The sequence below is a fragment of the Rhizobium sp. CCGE531 genome (assembly GCF_003627795.1).
Classification (GTDB): domain Bacteria; phylum Pseudomonadota; class Alphaproteobacteria; order Rhizobiales; family Rhizobiaceae; genus Rhizobium.
The window spans coordinates 417,822-437,333 of sequence record NZ_CP032685.1 but is presented as its reverse complement, the minus strand read 5'-3'; the positions used below and the strand labels follow the sequence as shown (position 1 = coordinate 437,333).

The following is a 19,512-nucleotide window of genomic DNA, read 5'->3' as shown; positions in this document are numbered from 1 at the left end:
TAGAGTTTGGCGCTGGTCAACCCAGCCGCAGGCTTATTGACGCGGTTCGGCGCAATCGATAACAGGTTTTATATCTGTCATACAGCTTGACAGATAAAGTGTGATTTCGACCGTAGGAGGATAATGTGGTCAAGACGCGAAGCGAGTATGATCTGCTGGGCGAAAAGGATATTCCGGCCGATGTCTATTGGGGGGTGCACACTGCAAGAGCGGTCGAAAACTTCCAGGTAACGGGCACGCCGATCGGACGCTACACGCATCTCATCCGCGGCCTTGCCTTCGTCAAGGAAGCAGCGGCCCTTGCCAATCATGAGCTTGGCCTGCTCACCAAGGAGAGGCTCGATGCCATCGTGCGCGCCTGCCGTGAAATCCGCGCCGGCGAGCTTCATGAGCAGTTCGTCGTCGACGTCATCCAGGGCGGCGCCGGCACTTCGACCAACATGAACGCCAACGAGGTCATCGCCAATCGCGCGCTCGAACTGCTCGGGCATGCCAAGGGCAACTATGCCCATCTCCATCCGAACGATCACGTCAATCTCAGCCAGTCCACCAACGATGCCTATCCGACAGCCGTCAACGTCGCGGTGATCGAGGCGATCGATGGTCTGGCGGCGGCGATGGAGATATTGCAGACGGCCTTCGAGCGGAAGGCCAAGGAGTTCGACAGCATCCTGAAAGTCGGCCGCACGCAGCTGCAGGACGCCGTGCCGATGACGCTCGGACAGGAATTCAGGACCTTCGCCGTCATGCTCGGAGAGGACAGAGCCCGCCTGCTCGAATCAGCTTCCCTGCTCCATGAGGTCAATCTTGGCGCCACCGCCATCGGCACCGGCCTCAATGCGCCTGCCGGCTATGCCGCCCTTGCCTGTGCGCATCTGACCCGGCTGACAGGCCGCCCGCTCGTGACCGCAAGCGACCTCATCGAGGCAACGCAGGATCCCGGCGCCTTCGTGCATCTTTCGGGCGTATTAAAGCGAGTCGCGGTCAAGCTTTCGAAGACCTGCAACGATCTGCGTCTGCTCTCCTCCGGGCCACGGGCCGGCATCGGCGAGATCACGCTGCCGGCGATGCAGGCCGGTTCGAGCATCATGCCCGGCAAGGTCAATCCGGTGATCCCGGAAATGGTCAACCAGGTGGCCTTCTCCGTCATCGGCAACGACATCACCGTCACCATGGCGGCGGAAGCCGGCCAGCTGCAGCTCAATGCCTTCGAACCGATCATGGTGCGCGCGCTATCGGAAAGCATCATGCATCTGACAGCGGCCTGCCATATCCTTGCCGAACGCTGCGTCGATGGCATTACCGCCAATCCCGCCCTCATGGCGCAGCGCCTGCGGGAATCGATCGGCCTTGCGACGGCGCTGAACCCGCTGATCGGCTATCAGGCGGCGACCAAGGTTGCCCGCGAAGCGCTGGCGACAGGGCGCACCGTGCCAGAAATCGTGCTGGACCATGGATATCTGACCGCGGAAGAGCTCTTCGAGGCATTGCGTCCGGAGCGGCTCGCCAATCTGCCAGCCGCCGTCAATGGTGCGGCTGATCCTCGCCGATGATCGTGGTCACCACGCGCTTGACCTGACCGAGATGCGCTTCCATCGCCGCGATGGCCCCCTCTTCCGATCCCGCCGCAATCGCCTCGACGATGCGGCGGTGCTCGACATTCGAGGCCACGCGGCGCTGCGCCATCATGTTGACGAGCTCCGACTGCCGCATCAGTGCGTCGCGGGCATCGATCACGATCTTGTAAAAGACGGCATTTCCCGAAGATTCGGCGATCATCGAGTGGAATTCCGAATCCAGATTGACCCACTTCAGAGGATCTTCTTGCCCGTCCATCTCATCGCAAAGTTCGAGCAGGCGCGCCAGCTGCTGCCCTGTGCGCCGAAGCGCCGCCCAACCGGTAGCCGGGACCTCGATGAAGGGTCGCGCCTCGATCAGATCGCGCGCGGAATAGCCGCCGTAGCGCAGTTCCGGACCGGGCGTGGAGGTTACGACATAGGTGCCGCTGCCGGTGCGGGTCTGGGTAAGGCCGAGTGTCTGCAGCGAGCGGAGCGCTTCGCGGATGATCGGGCGGCTGACGCCATAGCGGGCGGCAAGCTGAGACTCGGCGGGCAGTCGTGTCCCGACCGCCAACCGTCCCGATGTAATTGCCGAACGAATATCATCAAACACCGCCTCGGCAGCGTTTTTCCGACTGATCGGACTTGTATAAGATAACCAATCAGCCACCTCACTCATGGCGACAAGCCTTTACAAACATTGTTGGCTTGTCAAGGATCCAGCCCTGAAATGGCATATGTTTGACAGCCGAAAACGATCCGAAAAATCGCCTTTTGAGGAATGAATACAACTGGTTCAGGCGTGGCTCGTTCCTTTGCTCTTGCCGTCGACAACGAGATCTCGCACTTGATGCGCCCTCGGCGGTAATTTAGAGAAATCCTTATACCTTTATATGGGAGCTGGATTTGCCCTTACCCCTGTTCGCTTTGTTTCTGGCTGCATTTGTGTTCGGCACGACCGAGTTCGTCATTGCGGGCATTCTCCCGGATGTGGCTCAGGGCCTGGGTGTCTCGATCCCGTTTGCCGGCTATCTGGTTTCCGGTTACGCGCTGGGTATTGCAATCGGCGGCCCGCTCCTGACCATGGCGACCCGGCAGGTCTCGCGTCGGACCATTCTGATCGCCCTTACGATCGCCTTTTGCCTGGGGCAGGTCGCTTGCGCGCTCGCGCCTGACTTCGCCACCATGCTTCTCTTCCGCGTTGCGACCGCGATCGCCCATGGCGCTTATTTCGGCATTGCCATGGTGGTTGCCGTCGGCCTCGTCCCGCAGGCGTTCCGGGGACGTGCCGTTGCGGTCATCCTCGCCGGCCTGACGGTCTCGAACATTATCGGCGTACCCATCGGCGCGGCGATCGGCGGACTTTGGGGATGGCGGACAACATTTTGGGCCATGACTTCGGTCGGCGTCCTCGCATTGGCCGCAATATGGACTCTGATCCCGTCAACGAAAACCGAAGTTCAGCCGTCCGGACATCTGAGCCGCGAAGTGCGCGTTCTTGGCCGCCAGCAGGTCTGGACGTCGCTTCTCATCGTGCTCGCCCTGATGATCGGGCAAATGGTGCCCTTCACCTACATCACGCCGCTCCTGCGGGAAGTGACAGGCCTCGATGCCATGCTTATTCCTTGGGTGCTCCTGCTCAACGGCGTCGGAGCAACATTGGGTGTCTTGTTGGGAGGCCGGCTCTCGGATTGGAAACTGATGCCGTCGCTGATCGTCATGCTCGCCATTCAGGCCGCGATATTGGTCGTCCTTTACCTCGTCAGCCCCTATCCCTTGCTGATGACCGCGACGATCTTCATTTGGGGCGCGCTTAATTTCGCGATCGGCGCTCCGGTTCAGGCCCGCATTCTGATGTGGACGGCCGATGCGCCGAGCCTCGCTTCCTCGCTCATCCCTTCGGGCTTCAACATCGGCATTGCGATCGCCGCGGTCGTCGGCGCCGCTCTGCTCGAGGGTGGATATGGCTATCGCAGTCTGCCGGTGCTGGGTGCCGTCGCACTTGCTCTGGCCTGCGTGGTTGCCATCCTCTCCGCAGCACACGAAAAACGTGTCGGCGCCATGCCGCCAGCCGCGGTTTTCACGTGATTTCGCACGGCGTTCGGGTTCGGCGGGATGCGGCGCAGACGGTGGTGGCCGTTGGGTGTTTTGAAACGCAGATCGGCTCTGCGATCAAGCCGCTCCAGACAATGTCAACTGTCCCGTTGACACGGGTATTGGAATGCCTGGAGCTGCTCTTGTTCCGGCTCCTGGAGCGGCTGGGAGAGGTCTGACGAACTGATTAAGCGCTTATAAACCGAATTTCGTAAAAGTAATCGAAGGATAGACATCCGGCATGACGCTCTTCATAAGGTCACGCTCGGCGGGCGTGGCTTCCGATCCCACCACGCGCGGGTCGCTGCGCGTTCCTGCCAGCCGGATATACCCTGCGTCAACAATCTGCCCCGGGCCAATCGTGATGGTACTTTCACCCCCAAATGGGCGGACATAGCTGAATGTTCTGCCGAAGAGTCCGTTCTCGTCACCTCCCGCCTCGATGGTCGTATTTCCATAGCGGCACGACGCGTATGTAATGGCGTAGCGACCAGGGGCAACGGGTACGAACCATCTCTCATATCTTTGCGCGGTCGCGGAGAACAACTGGCCGAGGGACAGTTTATTTGGATTTTGCAAACGATACGCAGCTGCGGAACCAACCGAAAGAGGCGGTTCCGCCTCGTCTGGCTTTCCCGCATTGATCCTGCGCAGCGTGATATAACCGTCACAATTCACGTCGCCCAAGAACGGTGAATCCACCATTCGCACAAGAAGGAGCGAGCCCTTCTTCTTCTGGTCTGCGAAAATCTGGGCCGACCCTTCATGCTGCTGGGCAGCGACCTTAGCTGGGTCCGGTGTCCCGGCGCAACCGGCTAAAAGGCCGAAGACAAACCAAACGCCAACAGTTTTTAAACGCATCCCCGGATTCTCTTTCTTAATTGGAGTGTACCTTGCAGCCCTAACCGGCCTTCGCTGATGATTGAGCTGCATGATTGTCAGTTCTGGCGGGCTGCAAGTTGGCGCTGGACAAGTTCCTGATCGAGAACGCGATCCGGTGAAAGCTTGACGAGTTCAGAGCGGTCGACCGGAGCAAACCCTAAAGCGAAGTCTGCGATCGGTCTTGGGGCGATCGCGTAATCTAGGTTAAATCCGTCAGGCCCGTTTTGATAACCGTTCGCGGTCAGCAGTTTTGCCACCTCGTCCCAGGATGCAAAACCAAAGACGCTGTTAGCGCCCTCTTGCCGTGCCAATAGAACGAAATCAACTTCCGGCAAAACTGCCGGCAGTGCGTCACCCCAAACAGCGATGGTATAAACACGACCGGCAATCAGCATGTATAGGATTTGCGGGACAAACTGTTTGTCCCCACACTTGGCTTGCCGGAGCGGCAGGTCATAGTTCCAGCGCCATGCGTTGTGAAGCTGCGACGAGGGGAGATACAGGATCGGATCACTGGACTGAGAGAGAATCGCATCGACACCGAATTCATTGCCGGCGTTCCAACCGCGCAGAAATCCCTCCTTGGAATAAGGACCATCCCCCATCCCATTCATTTGGGGATCATGAATCTGGCAAGGGAAACGCTGAAGAAGAGGGGTAATTTCTATCTCAGCTTCCAATCCAAAAAAGCTTGGTCGGCAGTAATTGATATTTATATCGGCTTTTGCTGTATTCTTGCGAAATAAGCCCCGCTTTTCCTCACTGAAGGCGAGCGTGAAATAAACACCGGTAATCGCGTTGTGATAAACTGCCTGCTTGCCGCTTAGCTGATAATTTCCACGCGCTGAAAGAAATTTGGTTATTTCTTCAATTCCAGCCGATGTATGAAAATCAAGGTGTAGATCATAGCTCATCGTGTCACGGGTCTCACTTGGCTATCTCCTTCGGCAAACTACTGATGGAAGCCTCGATGGCTTCATCCATTTAAATAAGCCAGACCGAGTAGCCTAAGAATGTGATACTGAGTCAAACGCAGCAACCGCTTTCATTAAGCCTCTAATATCATATATATCCCTCGACAGTATTCGATTATCCTCATCTCTGTCACATCTGTACAAACTTATAAATTCACCATTTTCCATTGGAACCAATTCTTTTATTAAAAGAAAACTCATTGTATCCCCCTTAAGAGAGAATACACGTATAAAAAATTCACCATCTCCGTAACGCTCGATCGATTTAAGAAAATAATACTCTTTGCCTTCTTCTTCCTTCTTCATTTGAATGTCCCTCCTATCACGTACTTTACGACCCAGGAAGAATCGACAGTATACGAGACGCCCTTTGCGGTATCATATACCTTAAATGTACCATTTTCCGCGCTAATTGGTACCAAAGTTACCATGTGACTGTCATATCCAAATGCTTTAAGTTCGGCTCCCATCATTCCCCGTTTTGCAACCATCAAAGCATCTTCCCCAGTATCGAAATAGCCGCCTCTCCAGCCAGCTCCAGGCATTGCTTCATTAAGCGCCTTTGCCAGTGATGGCGAGTTGGACCATTCTCCAAGCTTATCTAGCAGTTGAGCTTCGGCCAGTGTACCACCGGTCAAAATTTGACCGGTGGCGGAAACGCACGATCCCCCCGCGCATTGGACAAAGGTGGCTCCCTCTACGATGTCTTGAACGCCTTTTGTCCACGGTGCATTGTAGAGAGAGCTACCGGCACTTCCAACAGACAGTGTCGCTCTAGCCTCGGCGAGCGCCGCTCCCAATAGGGTGGCTGCGGTAGGCGATCCGCCAAATTCGGATGTTGTTGCTACAACATCATGAAGCGCCATGTTAAGATACGAAGCGTAGCAGACAGAGCTTCGGCCACAAGTTGCAACAACGGTGGAGACGGCTTCTTGTCCGGCAATGACGGAAATTGTTCCAAGAGCAGCAGCGGCTCCGGACACAGCTCCCAACTCAAAGCCCTTCGTCATCTGATAGACTTCGCCATACTCCTGGGTCTTGGCCAGTTCCCTGGCGACGATGCCGGCTGCGGCCAGGTTTTTATAGTTTTCGCCCATTCGCGCGAAATCGGGGTCATTGGCTTCGGCCGAGCTGTTCTTATTTGCATCCATCCATGTCTGGTAGGCTTGCTGCCATTTTCCCTGCTCTATGGTACATGACAATGCACCCCTATCCATGCATGCTTGCAGCAGAGACATGGTGGTTTGGTAGTCAAGGCTCTTGAGGCTGTCTACTTGCGACTGAAGCAGCGCTTTGTCCGTAGCGGAGCAGGTAATAGGAGATACTTTGCAGGCTTCCAAAGCCTTTTCAGCGTCCGTAAGCTCCCGGGCCTGCTCATGCGTGAGATAATTGTATTGATAGTTGGCAGCTCCGTAGGATCCTCCTTCTCCACCGCCGACTACGCCACCAACTGCCGAACTGAGGCTCGTTCCAATCAGATTGGCAAGCGTCTGCTTGTCCTGGTCTGACAAGGTGCTGTCCTTCAGCATACCCTTGACGAGGTTTGCGATTGCCGGTGCCATCAAGGCTGTTGCTTCGCCGCCCAAAGCACCTTTAATCGCCCCCTCCCAGCCATTGACACCACCTAGGATACCGCCGCCGATCGCATGCAAGAGCGCGCGACCCTGGCCACCTTCGGCCCAGAGATCACGTTCAGCCTGGGTTTTGGCATTGTCATACAAATTGGTAGCAATATCGCCGACCAGCCCCGCCATGGTGGCTTGCGCCGCCTGTAGATCGGCCTGAGTCTTGTATTGGTCGCGCAGGATATGTTCGAGGTCCGGCAGGCCGGGCAGCGAGGTGTTGGTGTTTTCGGTATCCCGGCGGATCGTGCCGATATCCTGCGTCTGGTGCGCCGGATCGGTAACGGTGATTGGAATATTGCCGCCGATGGCCGAGAGCGCCTGACCGGTCTTGTTCTCGCTATCCTTCACCGGCGGCGTTGGCATGATGCCGCTGGTGCCGATCGTTCCGCCATAGGTCTCGGCCTTCCAGGTCGAATGCGTGTCGATATCAGCGACCGTCAGCGTGCCGGTAGAGAAGGAATTCTTGTCCGCTGTCGCCTGGCTGGTGATCAGACCGCCAACAAGGCTGGTCTGGCCGCTGACACTGATATCAAGGCCGGCAGTGCCGGCATGAATACCCGACTGCTCTGTGACAATAGCCGCGTCGCCCTTAGCCTTCTGGGTGACGCCAGAGACACTCGTCGAGCCGAAGCCGGTCTGGGCTGAGAGATTGAGCTGGTCGGCCTTGGCCTTCGCCGTATCGACTTGGCTTTCGATCGTCAGGTTCTTGACGTCGGCTGTGACGGAGTTGCCGGTGATCGTAGCTCCACGCAGCGCCAGGTCGTTGGTGATGATGGTGATGTCACCGGTGCCATTGACATGCGTATTGGTATGGCTGACGCCGCTCGTATCGGCACTACCCTTGCCGTAGCCGGCATTGGCAACCAGACCAAGATCTGCCATGCCCTTGCCGCCACCGCCAAAGGTCGCGCCGACGCCAACACCGACGCTCCAAGAGCTGTTGGCGCTCGTTGAATCCGACATGCCGGTGGCGGCGTTGAGGTTGATGTCGCCATTCTTGGCCGAGAGGAAGATATCGCCGGTCAGCGGATCGCCGGAGACCGTGGGGATGCCGTTCTTGTCATAGCCGGCCAGGATCTGCGCACCATCGCTGGTGATGGAGCCGTTCTCGGCCTCCATCGAGATGGAGCGGCCGGCGCGAATGTCAGTAACGACCGGAGTCGAGGACGATGAGGACCAGCTGTTTTCCTGATGGCTGGCACCGACTGTCAGTGAGACGTTGACGCCGATATCACCGGATTTTTGATATTGGTCATAAACGCTCTGCAGGTCCTTGTAGGCCTTATAGAAGCCAAGCCCAGCAATAGCGGTGTTGGTGACAGCATTGACGGCGCCGCTGTCCGACCTGGGTCGAGACGGTAAGCGTCACGCCGGCAAAGCTTTTCTAGTCTATGAGCTAGTTTCGTTGCCTGCTTTCAATAGCGATCTTACCACCTGCACCAGCGCTATATCAGACGGATTCGCCTCCAAATAGACATCAAGTCCTTTCCGGACATAGTGATGAAAGGCAGAGACGTCCATGAAGATATGCGGATGCGCTAAACGGTATACATCTGGATCCACATATGCGTGGAATCGCGCGTTTTCGGGCCAGTTCTCGTAATAAAACACATTGCCCAGGCCCTCATCTCTACGCTCAATCATCCATCCTGGCTCACCCTCCACTCCGCCGAGCTGATCTCCATCCGTCAAAAGATGCAATAGCTCGGGAAGGCGACGATCCATCAAAATTATACTTATAGCGAACTTGACGGCGGCATCCTCGTCAACATGTGGCTTAAACCCTCCGAAGGCTTCCTCAAAATAATCCATGCTGTCGCTTCTCACTTTATCGGGTGAACATTGCCAATGAACGGATTACCATTTGCATCAAAATTAATATACGAACGAAATCTAACGCCGCCCACGGTGTTGTCTATCGGGGCGGTCATTGCCGGATTTTGCAGAAATTTTGTCCAGGCTTGCTGAGCGGCCGTCTGCGCAAGATCAACCATCGACTGATCGCTAAAGACCCGCGGATCATATACCGTTTTACTGCCAGACACTACTTTTCCACTAGGCTGAACATAAGTGTATTGAAGCTCATCTATGCCAGGAGTGGTCGTCGGATTTAGGGAGTAAGTAGCCCCTTTTCCACTCAACTCGGCAGTTGCATTGTTGAGGTTGTGAGTCCCGCTCAGCCGCCCATTCTTGGCAAACCCATCCGGGCCTACTAGGTGACCGGCCAAATCAAAGCGGAACGACAGTCCATCCATCGCTCCCAAAGCCGCCTGCTGCGCATCCGCAACGCTGGCGTAGATATTTCCGTCCGTGCCAACGATAACGATATTGCCCTTAACATCGGTAGCGCGTGCAAACCCATCTGGCAAACCTCCAACATCATTGCCGGCCGATCCGGCGCCTGCGAGCGGCTTATAACCCGGTGGCAGAGTGATCTTTTCACCATTTGAAGTTGTGATGATCCTCGGTAGCGCAGCCGCCTCGTCAAGCGTAAGAATGCCGCTGTCGACTAGGCTGCGTTCAGCGCTCGTCAATGAGGTCGCTGATTTTGCAAGGGTAGGCTTCAGCCCGACGCCCAAGCCGGTGATCACTGCGCCAAGATCGATCAGATTCTGGATCGCAACGGCATTGGCGGGCGACATATCATTGGCCTTGAGGAGCTGTACAAGCCCAGGCTCGGTGACAACGCCCGTTATGCCCTGTTGAACATCGCCATACAGGTGGCTGCCGGAAGACGCAGCGCCCAAACCGCCGGCAACAATAGGCAGCGCTGTGCCATCGGACAATATAAGGACGACACCACTACCGACGAGACCAATCCCGTTCAGAATAGCGTTCAACTGCCCCAGATTTTTGTTGGACTGGACAACGGTCGTGATGATGTTTCGTCTGGCTTGCTCCGGTGTCTGGTCTCCCGCCAACACGGTGGTGAATTGCTGCTCGACCAAATAATCGAGCCTGAGACCTCCGTCGACGGCCTCGTAGTATCTAACCTGATTGGGTGTTGGATTTGACTGTGGAGACGACCCTCTCGGATTGTTCTGCATATTGACGAGCTCGGCATTCACGGCCTCGTTAAACTGCTTCAGGTCTGCCATCATGGAGATGCAGTTTGCCGATTGACCCTGGCTGCACTCCCTTATGAGAGCTGCGGTGTTCTCTGCAGATAGTTTGCGATAGGCTTCCAGGTCTTGTTTGAGCGCGTCGTAGCTTGCGCAATTTGCGATGATGCCTTCACATTTAGCGAGAGCGGACGCGAGTTTCTTGGCTTCTTCCAGTTGGATATGCGTGAGATAATTATATTGATAGTTCGCGGCACCGTAGGACGCTCCTTCCCCACCACCGACTACGCCACCGACGGCCGAACCGAGGCTCGTTCCGATCATATTGGCAAGCCTTTGCTTGTCCTGATCAGACAAGGTGCTGTCTTTCAGCATACCTTTGACAAGGGAAGCGATGGCAGGTGCCATCAATGTAGTCGCAGCACCGGCTAGAGCCCCCTTGATTGCCCCTTCCCAACCATTGACGCCTCCAAGGATACCGCCGCCAATCGCGTGCAGCAGTGCACGACCACCCCCGCCTTCAGCCCAGAAATCTTGCTCGGCCTGTGTCGTTGCGCGATCGCGCAAGCCATCCGCGATATCACCCACCAGCCCCGCCATAGTGGCTTGAGCCGCCTGCAGATCGGCCTGCGTCTTATACTGATCGCGCAGAATATGTTCGAGATCCGGCAGGCCAGGTAGTGAGGTATTGGTGTTGTCGGTATCGCGACGAATCGTGCCGATATCCTGCGTCTGATGCGCCGGATCGGTGATTGTGATCGGAATGTTGCCGCCGATGGCCGAGAGCGCCTGACCGGTCCTGTTCTCGCTATCCTTCACCGGCGGCGTTGGCATGATGCCGCTGGTGCCGATCGTTCCGCCATAGGTCTCGGCCTTCCAGGTCGAATGCGTGTCGATATCAGCGACCGTCAGCGTGCCGGTAGAGAAGGAATTCTTGTCCGCTGTCGCCTGGCTGGTGATCAGACCGCCAACAAGGCTGGTCTGGCCGCTGACACTGATATCAAGGCCGGCAGTGCCGGCATGAATACCCGACTGCTCTGTGACAATAGCCGCGTCGCCCTTAGCCTTCTGGGTGACGCCAGAGACACTCGTCGAGCCGAAGCCGGTCTGGGCTGAGAGATTGAGCTGGTCGGCCTTGGCCTTCGCCGTATCGACTTGGCTTTCGATCGTCAGGTTCTTGACGTCGGCTGTGACGGAGTTGCCGGTGATCGTAGCTCCACGCAGCGCCAGGTCGTTGGTGATGATGGTGATGTCACCGGTGCCATTGACATGCGTATTGGTATGGCTGACGCCGCTCGTATCGGCACTACCCTTGCCGTAGCCGGCATTGGCAACCAGACCAAGATCTGCCATGCCCTTGCCGCCACCGCCAAAGGTCGCGCCGACGCCAACACCGACGCTCCAAGAGCTGTTGGCGCTCGTTGAATCCGACATGCCGGTGGCGGCGTTGAGGTTGATGTCGCCATTCTTGGCCGAGAGGAAGATATCGCCGGTCAGCGGATCGCCGGAGACCGTGGGGATGCCGTTCTTGTCATAGCCGGCCAGGATCTGCGCACCATCGCTGGTGATGGAGCCGTTCTCGGCCTCCATCGAGATGGAGCGGCCGGCGCGAATGTCAGTAACGACCGGAGTCGAGGACGATGAGGACCAGCTGTTTTCCTGATGGCTGGCACCGACTGTCAGTGAGACGTTGACGCCGATATCACCGGATTTTTGATATTGGTCATAAACGCTCTGCAGGTCCTTGTAGGCCTTATAGAAGCCAAGCCCAGCAATAGCGGTGTTGGTGACAGCATTGACGGCGCCGCTGTCCGACAGGCGCTCGGCGGAGTTCATGATGCTTGTCGCTGCAGCGCCGACCTGGCTCGACACGGTGAGCGTCACGCCGGCAAAGCTCTTTTCATGCGCTTCCTGGTAATTCGTGACGTCATTGGCTGAGAGAAGATTGATGTCGTTCTTGGCAAAAAGGCTGACGTCGCGCTCGGCGGAAGCGCTGGTGGCCTGCAGGTTGACGTCGTGGCCCGCCGAGATGTTGAGATCGCGGCCGGCCGAAAGGGTCGACATGGCGTTCGTGTCGGATTGTTGCGCTTTGCTGTCCTTCGTCGACTGCGCACCAATACCGATCGAGAAGCCGCCGCCACCTGCCGAGAAGGCGAGACCGAAACCGGACTTCTTCTGCTGCTCGGATTGCGACAAGCTCTCGGCGCCGGGCGTGACATTGACGTCTCGGGTTGCCGACAGGTTGATGTCGCGATCGGCTGTGACCGACGAGCCCATGATGTTGAGATCGGTCGCCCTTGCCGTCAGGTTGACGTCCTGACCGGCTGAAAGCGTCGAGCCGACGTTGTTCGTCGAGGATTGCTGGCCCTGCTTTTCATTCTTGCCGTAGAGCGAGATGAAGCCGCCGCCGGAGCCGACAAAGAGGCCGGAATCCTTGCGCTGGCTGTCAGATTGGTGGTTCTCCTGCGCGCCGATGATGGAGACGCTCTCGCCGGAGACGTTGAGCGAACCATCGGCGTTGACTTTCGAGCCGACAATGGCGGCAGCCTTGCCGGCATCAAGGTTGACGTCGCCGGAGGCCGAAAGCGCAGAGCCGACCGTCGTTTCGTTATAGCCGTCATAGCTCGCGCTGCCGCTGCGCAGGAAACCCTTGCGCTTGGCGCTGTCATGCTCGGTTTCGGTATCCTTGCCAGCGGTGACGATCAGATTGCCGCCGGTCTGGACATTGAGATCGGCGGTATGGGTTGCATCCCCGGCCGTGACCTTCGAGGCTGAAACCGTCGTATCACCGCCGGAGATGATGGTGGTCCCTTCCTTGCCGGAGAGTGACGAACCTGCCGCCGTCGTGGTTTCCAGATGGCCGGAGGCGTTCTCCTTCGTCGAACCGAGAAAGCCGCCTTTCTTGCTGGAGCTTTTGACATCAAGCGTGGCGCTGTCGGTCGCCTCGGCGATGGTGACGTTTTTACCGGCCTGCAGGCCAAGCGTGCCGTCCGCCGTCATGGTCGAGCCGATGACGTTGATGTCATTCTTGGATTTCGCGACGAGATCGCCACCGGCCGTAATGGTCGAGCCATTATGCATCAGCTCGGACGAGGAATTTTTGCCGAAAGTCGAGTTCGACTGGTTCTGCGACGTGGTGACATTGATGTCACCGTTGGACGTCAGGCCAACATCGCCCTTGGCGGTCAGATCCGAACCGGAGATCAAGACACCGGTGTTGGCATTGATCGCGAGATTGCCGCCGGCTGAAAGCTGCGAAGCTTGCTGGTCCGTACTTGATGTCTTGGTGTAGCCGTCATCCGTGCGGCGGGCGACATCGGTCGAGACGATATTCACCGCGCCGTTTGTGGCCTTCACGTTAAGATCGCCACCGGCCTTAGCAGAAGAGCCGATAATATTGACGTCGTTGGCGCCGGCAATGTTCAGGTTGCCGCCAGCGCTAACACGTGCGCCCGTGGCATTCTCAGCGCGATTGCCTGCAATCGTGGCGGGCTGGCCATTGTTGTCAGCGGAACCGCCCGCGGTTCTCGCGTCGACCTTGACCGCGGCAAGGTTGACATTGTTGCCGGAAAGCTGGGCGTTGCCGCCCGCCTTGACGCTGGCGCCTTGCAGGTTCAGGTCGCTGCCATTCGCGGCGAGCAAGACGTTGCCGGTGGCCGATACGCCAGTATTCGGGTTGACGAAATTCTGCCCACCAATGGTCATCGTCTGGGCGGCAAGCGTAATGCCGTTCGATGCCGTGAGGTTCAGGTTGCCGCCGGCATAGAAGGTGCCGGTGGATTTGATCGTGCTGGCGGCGATGTTGAGACCGCCTGCCGCGGCGACCGCGCCGGAATTATTGAGATTTCCGACGTTGAGATCGACCGTGTTGCCGGCAATCATGGCACCGGCCGATGTTCCCGCCTTGGCCCGATCGGCAGCCGACAGATAGACGACCGGAGCCAGCACCTGCACGCCGTTTACGGTCTGGGCCTGGTAGATGACGATCGACTGAATAAGGTTGGCAGCCTGTCCAGGCGTCAATCCTTGGCCGAAGGCAAGCCCATTGGCTTCGGCGTAGGCCGCACCATTATCGAGCAGAGACTTCATCTGCTCGATGGCGCTATTGCCCGGAATGAAGGAGCCGTTTCCGAGCCCGTCGCCGACCAGTTGCCGGAGCTGGGTATCCACGAGCTGGTTGTCGAAGTAGGCATCGCCGAGGAATGGAATATTCGTCTCGGGATCATAGCCGGCGCGATTCAGGAAATAAGCCGAGCCGTAGAACTTCGAAACATCGAGGAAGGCTGCGCGGATCTCAAAGATGAAGGCTTGGCCGGGAACCGTGCCGCCAACGCCGCCCGATTGCGGCTTGGCGAGTGCCGCCAGCTGCGCAACATTCGCCGGGGAGATCTGGGTAAGATTGCCGAGCGCGGCGGTAAGCCCGCCGCCGGCGGTCAGCCCGCCATTGCCCGCCACGTTGGTGAGCGCGCTGTTGACCGTGAACAGGGCGCCGCCCGCGGTCATGCCGCTCAGCGCGGACAGCGGATCGCTCGATGTCGAAGGCGCGCTGACTGCCGCGCCGCCACCGGTCGAACCGAGGGACGTGTTATTGACCGTGCCAAAATTGAGGGTCAGAGCACCGGCCGCCTTGAGGGTGCCGGCCGCGCCGCCGATCACCTGCGATCCCGACACGATCGACGTGCCGTTGGCGATATCGCGCGAGGGATCGGTTGTGCCATCGGCGTTGTAGGCCGTGCAGGCGCTCTGGGCGTTGCAGGTCAGCATCGTCGTGCGATTGAGGACGACACCTTCGTTGGTGAGCGTCGATCCCCTGAGTGTCGCGTCGCCGCCGGCTTCGATGCGGCTGTAGGAATTGGTAAGATTGGTGGCATCGACCGTGAGGTTGCCGCCGGCCCGAATGACCGCTTCAGGGCTGAGCGCGCCGGTGAACCGGTCCTCATAAACCGACTGGCTGAGATTGGCTGTCGGGTTCCAGGTGTAGGTCGTACTGGCGTCAGTGCCGTTTCTGACGACCTCATCAACGATGAAGTACTTCGACGGATTGTTGGGATCGAGGACGGGATTGCCGTTGGCGTCCTTCGGCACACGCGCCTTGATCCAGTCAAAGATCGGCCCGACCAGGACCGGCCCGTTGGCGGAAGTCCATGTCCAGGCATGATAGGTTGTACCATCGGCGAGGGTCGCCTGGGACCAGAGCAGAGGCTGATAGTCCTGCCATGCCGGCGGATCGATGCCGGGATAAAGCTGGAAGATGTTCTGATCGACGGTTTCGAGATAGGCGAAGGGCTTGCCGGCGACATCGGGATTGAGAACGAAGGTGCCGACCACATTGCCCGAGGAGACCAATTGGCCAGTTACCCATGTCGGCGTCGTTGACCGCTTGTTCGTCAAATTAGTGGTCAGGATCGACATATCACCGCCGGCCTGGATCAGGCCGGAAATGTTGGTGGTCGCCCCGTTGCGCTGAGTTATCGTGCTGCCTGCGATCGTCAGGTCGTTGCCTGCGAGAATAGCGCCCTGATCGTTGGTCAGCGTTCCCGCGACCAGAAGAGACGCGTCATTCCCGGCATAGAGCAAGCCGGTCGCACTGTTGGTGAGGTCGCCGCTGGTATTGATGGTCAGATTGTTGCCGGCGGCAATCTGCCCGCTGTTGGAGAGCGTCGGCAGGGTGAGAGTCAGATCATGGGCGGCGAGCAGAGTCGTGGTGTCGCTGGCCGTCAGACCGGCTGCGCTGATGGCGATGTCGCCGGAGCCGCCGGCATTCCTGACCGTATTTACCTGCGCGCCGGTCAGGTCGGCCTGGCCGCTAAGATTGAGCGTCAACCCGCCAAGGACAAGGCTGCCATTGCTCAGGTTCGCAGAGGCGGCCGTGACAGCCAATGTGCCGCCGACGGCAAGCTTGGCGCCGCGCGTTCCCGAGAGATCGATCGTGCCGGTATCGATCGTCAGATTGCCGGTGACGTTGGTGTTGTTGGTGTAGCTGATGCTGCCCGGAGCGGTGAGCGAGGCGTCGGCAAGGCTCTGCAGCAATGCGTAGCCGATGCCAGCAATCGTCGCGCCGCCGCTTGCGGTGGCGTTAAGATTGCCGCCGGATAGCAGTGCGTTGCTGGCCGTGATATCGCCATTTGTCGCGATGAGCGTCATGGTGCCGGACTGGGCGTTGCCCTGCGCGAGCATCAGGGCGCCGGTTGCCGATGCGCGCGTAGCGGCGAAGTCGACACCCGATACCAGGCTTGCGGCTGAGATCGACTGGCCCTGCAGGCTAATATTGCCCGCGGCCATGGACTGGCCGGCAAGGGCAATCGTGCCGCCTGCCGTCATCGTCAGGTTCTTGTGGGCAACCGCGTTCGTGGCGACGCTATTGCCGATGCTGCCGCTCGCGGTAGCGCCGATCGCGCCTGCCGAGAGCAGGTTGGCGGCATTGATATTGCCGGCCGTCGCCTTCAAGGTCAGCGCGCCGGTCGAGCCCGCGACAGTCGCAGGCGATTGCGCTGAAAGCACGACACTGCCATCAGCGGATTGGCCCGTCGCAGCGAAGTCGACGCCCGAGACAACCGTACCCGCGGTAATATTCGCCCCGGTGATATCGACATTGCCGGCCGCCAGGAGCGTGCCGGTCAGATCCACGCGACCGCTTGCGGTCGTCGTGCTTGCGGCATTGACCGTGACATTGCCGTGACCCGTGATATTCGAGGCTGTGAACGAACCACTGGTCACACTAAGATCGCCGGCGACCAGCAGCGGTCCCGTTGTGGCGCTGGTGGCATTAACAGTCAGGTCGCCGGCCGAGCCGATGACGATTGCGCCGGTCGAGGATTGCGCCATGGCGGTAAAATCGACGCCGGTCACCACCTGGCCGGTCGTGACCGCGCCACCCGAGAGCGTAATGTCATTCGCCCCGAGTATCTGGCCGGTTGCGGTCAGGCTGTTGCCGCCGGTAAGCGCAACGTCCTCGTGCCCAGTGACACTGCCAAGGCTGAGATCCGTAGCGGTGGCGGTGATGGTTCCGGCCGCAAGCAAGGCACTGGCCGATAAGCTGCCGGAGGCCTGCAGGGTCAGATCACCAGCGCGATTGCCTGCAATCGTCGCGGCCGCGCCAAGCACAAGATTGCCGCCATTGGCTTCGGTCGCGGCGAAATCGAGGCCACTGACGACCTGATTGACCGATATCGAACCGCCCGAGAGCGAAACATCGCCGGCGCCAAGAACCTGGCCTGTCGCGGTCAGATTGGAGCTGCCGGACAGTGAAATCGCTTGATGGCCGGTGACATTGCCAACGGCGAGATCGGCGGATGTGGCGAAAATCGTTCCGGCCGCAAGCAGGGTATTGGCCGCGAGGCTGCCAGAGGATTGCAGCGTGATATCGCCGCCACTGCCGAGGACGAGATTGCCGCCATTGGCAGCGATTGCCGCAAAATCAACGCCGGAAACGATGGCTCCGGCCGAGATCGCAGAGCCCGAGATCAGGATATTGTTCGCGCCGAGAATTTGACCGCTCACATTCGCCGCGGCATTGACGGTAAGCGCCCCATGGGACTTAATGCCACTGGCCGTCAGCGATGCCGCAGTTATTGCCAGGTCGCCGGCCGACTGGACGCTGTTGGCGGTCACGTTGCCGCTAGCACCGGCATTGAGAGGGCCGGCTGACAGCAGGTTGCCCGTGGCAATATTACCGCCGGTGGCGGTCAGGCCGAGGTTTCCAGTCGAGCCGAGAACGATATTACCACTCGGATTAGCACTGGTGGCAGCGATATTGATGCCCGAGACGACCATGCCGATCGAGACCGATCGGCCGGTAGCGCTGACATTGCCCTGCGCCAGCACGTTGCCGGCAACGGCAATATCGAGGCCGGCATTCAACGCAATGGTCTGGTTGCTCAGCAGCGACGCGGCCGAGATCGAACCGGTCGTGGCGGTCAGATTAAGATCACCGGTGCTATTGGCAGCACCGGCGATCGCGATATCGCCGGCGGTGGCGACAAGCGTCGCTGCACCATTGCCAGCGATGACGCTGCCGGCGGCAATGCCGCCCGAACTCATCTGCACGGTCGCGCCGCTGTTGACGTCACCCGCGACACTCAGCAGACCAGTTCCGCTCGACAAGGCGATATCGCTGTCGGCGGCGACCGACTGCAACGTCACGCCCTGGTCGGCCTGGACGGTGACTTTCTGCTTCGACGTGACCTTGGCCGCCGTCACTTGTCTCTTCGAGGTGATGGTGACGCCATCGCGTGCGGACGCATTGCCGATCGAGATCTTGCCGTCGGCCGATAGCGAGAGCTCGCCGGCATTGGCGGCCATGTCGCCGCTCATCTTGACGCCGGCACCCTTCTCGGTGACGACGACCTTGATGCGATCGGCCTGCATGGCGCCGAGTGCCGTGCCGTCGATCGCGTATTCCGGCGTGCCTGACGTGGCGGTCAGCGCCGTCGCCTCGCCGGTGGCATAGTCGTACTTGCTGGCGCCGCCCGTCAGCCGGATGGTTTTGCCGTAGACCGGTGCGTTGACATGGATATTGCGGGAGACGACGTCAAACAGATCGACGGCGCCGGGGGCGGCTGCAAAATTGCCGCCTGCTCCCTCGAATGTGACGTCGCCGCCATTGACGGTGAAGCCGGTCAGACGGCCGTCAGACCCGATATCGGGGACACCCGTGGTCAGAGTTGCGCGCGGCGTGTTGATGAAGCCGCAGCCGTTGCAGGTAATGCCGTTCGGATTGGCGATCACCACATCGGCGCGGCCGCCGAATACTTCCGTGGGGCCGTTGAGCGCCGAGCGATTACCGCTGGTGACCTCATTCAAAATGACGGAGGCCGGACCTGATGTCCTTAGATTGGGGTTACCCGGTGTGGCGCCGCCAAGATTCGAGGTGCCGACCTCGCCGTTGAAGTTATTGAGGATCAGGCCAGGTGTGCCGACGTTGAAATTGTCGTACTTGTTGTGCGACAGGCCCGTGCCGTTCGGGGTGACGATATCGACCAGCGGCACGCCGTTCGGTGCAGCGCCAACGCCCGGCTGATTGGTCGTTGGTGCCGACCCTGCAGCCGAGACGGACTGCGCATTGGCAATTGCCGGCTGCAAGAACAGAAGAACGCTGAGGGTGGCCGCAAGCGAGTGGTGGGCGAAGCGCACAAGCCGTGCCAGGGGGCCGCCTCCAGCTTCTCTGCCAACAGTTGCAAGCTTCGATCCAACCAACATGATCTTCCCGCTCATTGCGCGCCTTCACTACTATTTGCGCGGCAAACTGATCTTGCCGCAGTTGTGGGTGGCTGAAGTGCTTCGGCCGGTCCGCGTGTCACTCGCCACGGAAGGCACG

9 protein-coding genes are annotated in these 19,512 nt (G+C 59.0%); 2 read left to right on the top strand and 7 right to left on the bottom strand.

All coding sequences use genetic code 11. The features are described from left to right. The first annotated feature begins 125 nt into the window (after nucleotides 1-125). Nucleotides 126-1,553, top strand: a complete 1,428-nt coding sequence (locus CCGE531_RS21500) for an aspartate ammonia-lyase (protein ID WP_120667630.1) — start codon at nucleotides 126-128, stop codon at nucleotides 1,551-1,553. On the opposite strand, the gene CCGE531_RS21495 is transcribed toward CCGE531_RS21500, so the two are convergent. Further along, complete coding sequence (locus CCGE531_RS21495; protein WP_120667628.1) at nucleotides 1,525-2,238, bottom strand: FadR/GntR family transcriptional regulator; 714 nt, start codon at nucleotides 2,236-2,238, stop codon at nucleotides 1,525-1,527. The two genes, CCGE531_RS21500 and CCGE531_RS21495, sit on opposite strands and share 29 nt — an antisense overlap. Nucleotides 2,239-2,465: 227 nt before the next feature. Between CCGE531_RS21495 and CCGE531_RS21490 the strand changes: the two genes are divergently transcribed. After that, entirely contained in the window at nucleotides 2,466-3,647 is a 1,182-nt protein-coding gene (locus CCGE531_RS21490) for an MFS transporter (protein ID WP_120667626.1), read from the top strand. A gap of 201 nt (nucleotides 3,648-3,848) precedes the next feature. Here the strand turns inward: CCGE531_RS21490 and CCGE531_RS21485 are convergent, their stop codons facing one another. The 6 genes from CCGE531_RS21485 to CCGE531_RS21460 all read right to left on the bottom strand — a co-directional run bounded on the left by CCGE531_RS21485 (nucleotide 3,849) and on the right by CCGE531_RS21460 (nucleotide 19,409). Continuing rightward, entirely contained in the window at nucleotides 3,849-4,586 is a 738-nt protein-coding gene (locus tag CCGE531_RS21485; protein ID WP_348633022.1) for a hypothetical protein, read from the bottom strand. 5 nt (nucleotides 4,587-4,591) lie between these two features. After that, nucleotides 4,592-5,449 carry a hypothetical protein gene (locus tag CCGE531_RS21480; RefSeq protein WP_120667622.1) on the bottom strand — a complete coding sequence of 286 codons (858 nt, stop codon included), beginning with the start codon at nucleotides 5,447-5,449 and terminating at the stop codon, nucleotides 4,592-4,594. Between the two features lie 93 nt (nucleotides 5,450-5,542). Continuing rightward, nucleotides 5,543-5,815 (bottom strand): hypothetical protein, encoded by a 273-nt coding sequence (locus CCGE531_RS21475; protein WP_120667620.1) that lies wholly within the window; start codon nucleotides 5,813-5,815, stop codon nucleotides 5,543-5,545. Further along, the gene (locus CCGE531_RS34840; RefSeq protein WP_245459380.1) at nucleotides 5,812-8,346 is read right to left on the bottom strand and encodes a hemagglutinin repeat-containing protein; all 2,535 of its coding nucleotides are present in this window, start codon (nucleotides 8,344-8,346) and stop codon (nucleotides 5,812-5,814) included. Before CCGE531_RS34840 ends, CCGE531_RS21475 begins: the two co-directional genes overlap by 4 nt. A gap of 177 nt (nucleotides 8,347-8,523) precedes the next feature. Then, complete coding sequence (locus CCGE531_RS21465) at nucleotides 8,524-8,946, bottom strand: hypothetical protein (RefSeq protein ID WP_120667618.1); 423 nt, start codon at nucleotides 8,944-8,946, stop codon at nucleotides 8,524-8,526. A gap of 11 nt (nucleotides 8,947-8,957) precedes the next feature. Beyond that, nucleotides 8,958-19,409 carry a hemagglutinin repeat-containing protein gene (locus CCGE531_RS21460; RefSeq protein ID WP_245459347.1) on the bottom strand — a complete coding sequence of 3,484 codons (10,452 nt, stop codon included), beginning with the start codon at nucleotides 19,407-19,409 and terminating at the stop codon, nucleotides 8,958-8,960. Nucleotides 19,410-19,512: the final 103 nt, after the last annotated feature.

Excerpts from the sequence above, each read along its gene's own strand:
- CCGE531_RS21475 (WP_120667620.1), bottom strand. The coding sequence starts at position 5,815 with ATGAAGAAGGAAGAAGAAGGCAAAGAGTATTATTTTCTTAAATCGATC.
- CCGE531_RS21465 (WP_120667618.1), bottom strand. The coding sequence starts at position 8,946 with ATGGATTATTTTGAGGAAGCCTTCGGAGGGTTTAAGCCACATGTTGAC.
- CCGE531_RS21460 (WP_245459347.1), bottom strand. The coding sequence starts at position 19,409 with ATGAGCGGGAAGATCATGTTGGTTGGATCGAAGCTTGCAACTGTTGGC.
- CCGE531_RS21480 (WP_120667622.1), bottom strand. The coding sequence starts at position 5,449 with ATGAGCTATGATCTACACCTTGATTTTCATACATCGGCTGGAATTGAA.
- CCGE531_RS21485 (WP_348633022.1), bottom strand. The coding sequence starts at position 4,586 with ATGCAGCTCAATCATCAGCGAAGGCCGGTTAGGGCTGCAAGGTACACT.
- CCGE531_RS21495 (WP_120667628.1), bottom strand. The coding sequence starts at position 2,238 with ATGAGTGAGGTGGCTGATTGGTTATCTTATACAAGTCCGATCAGTCGG.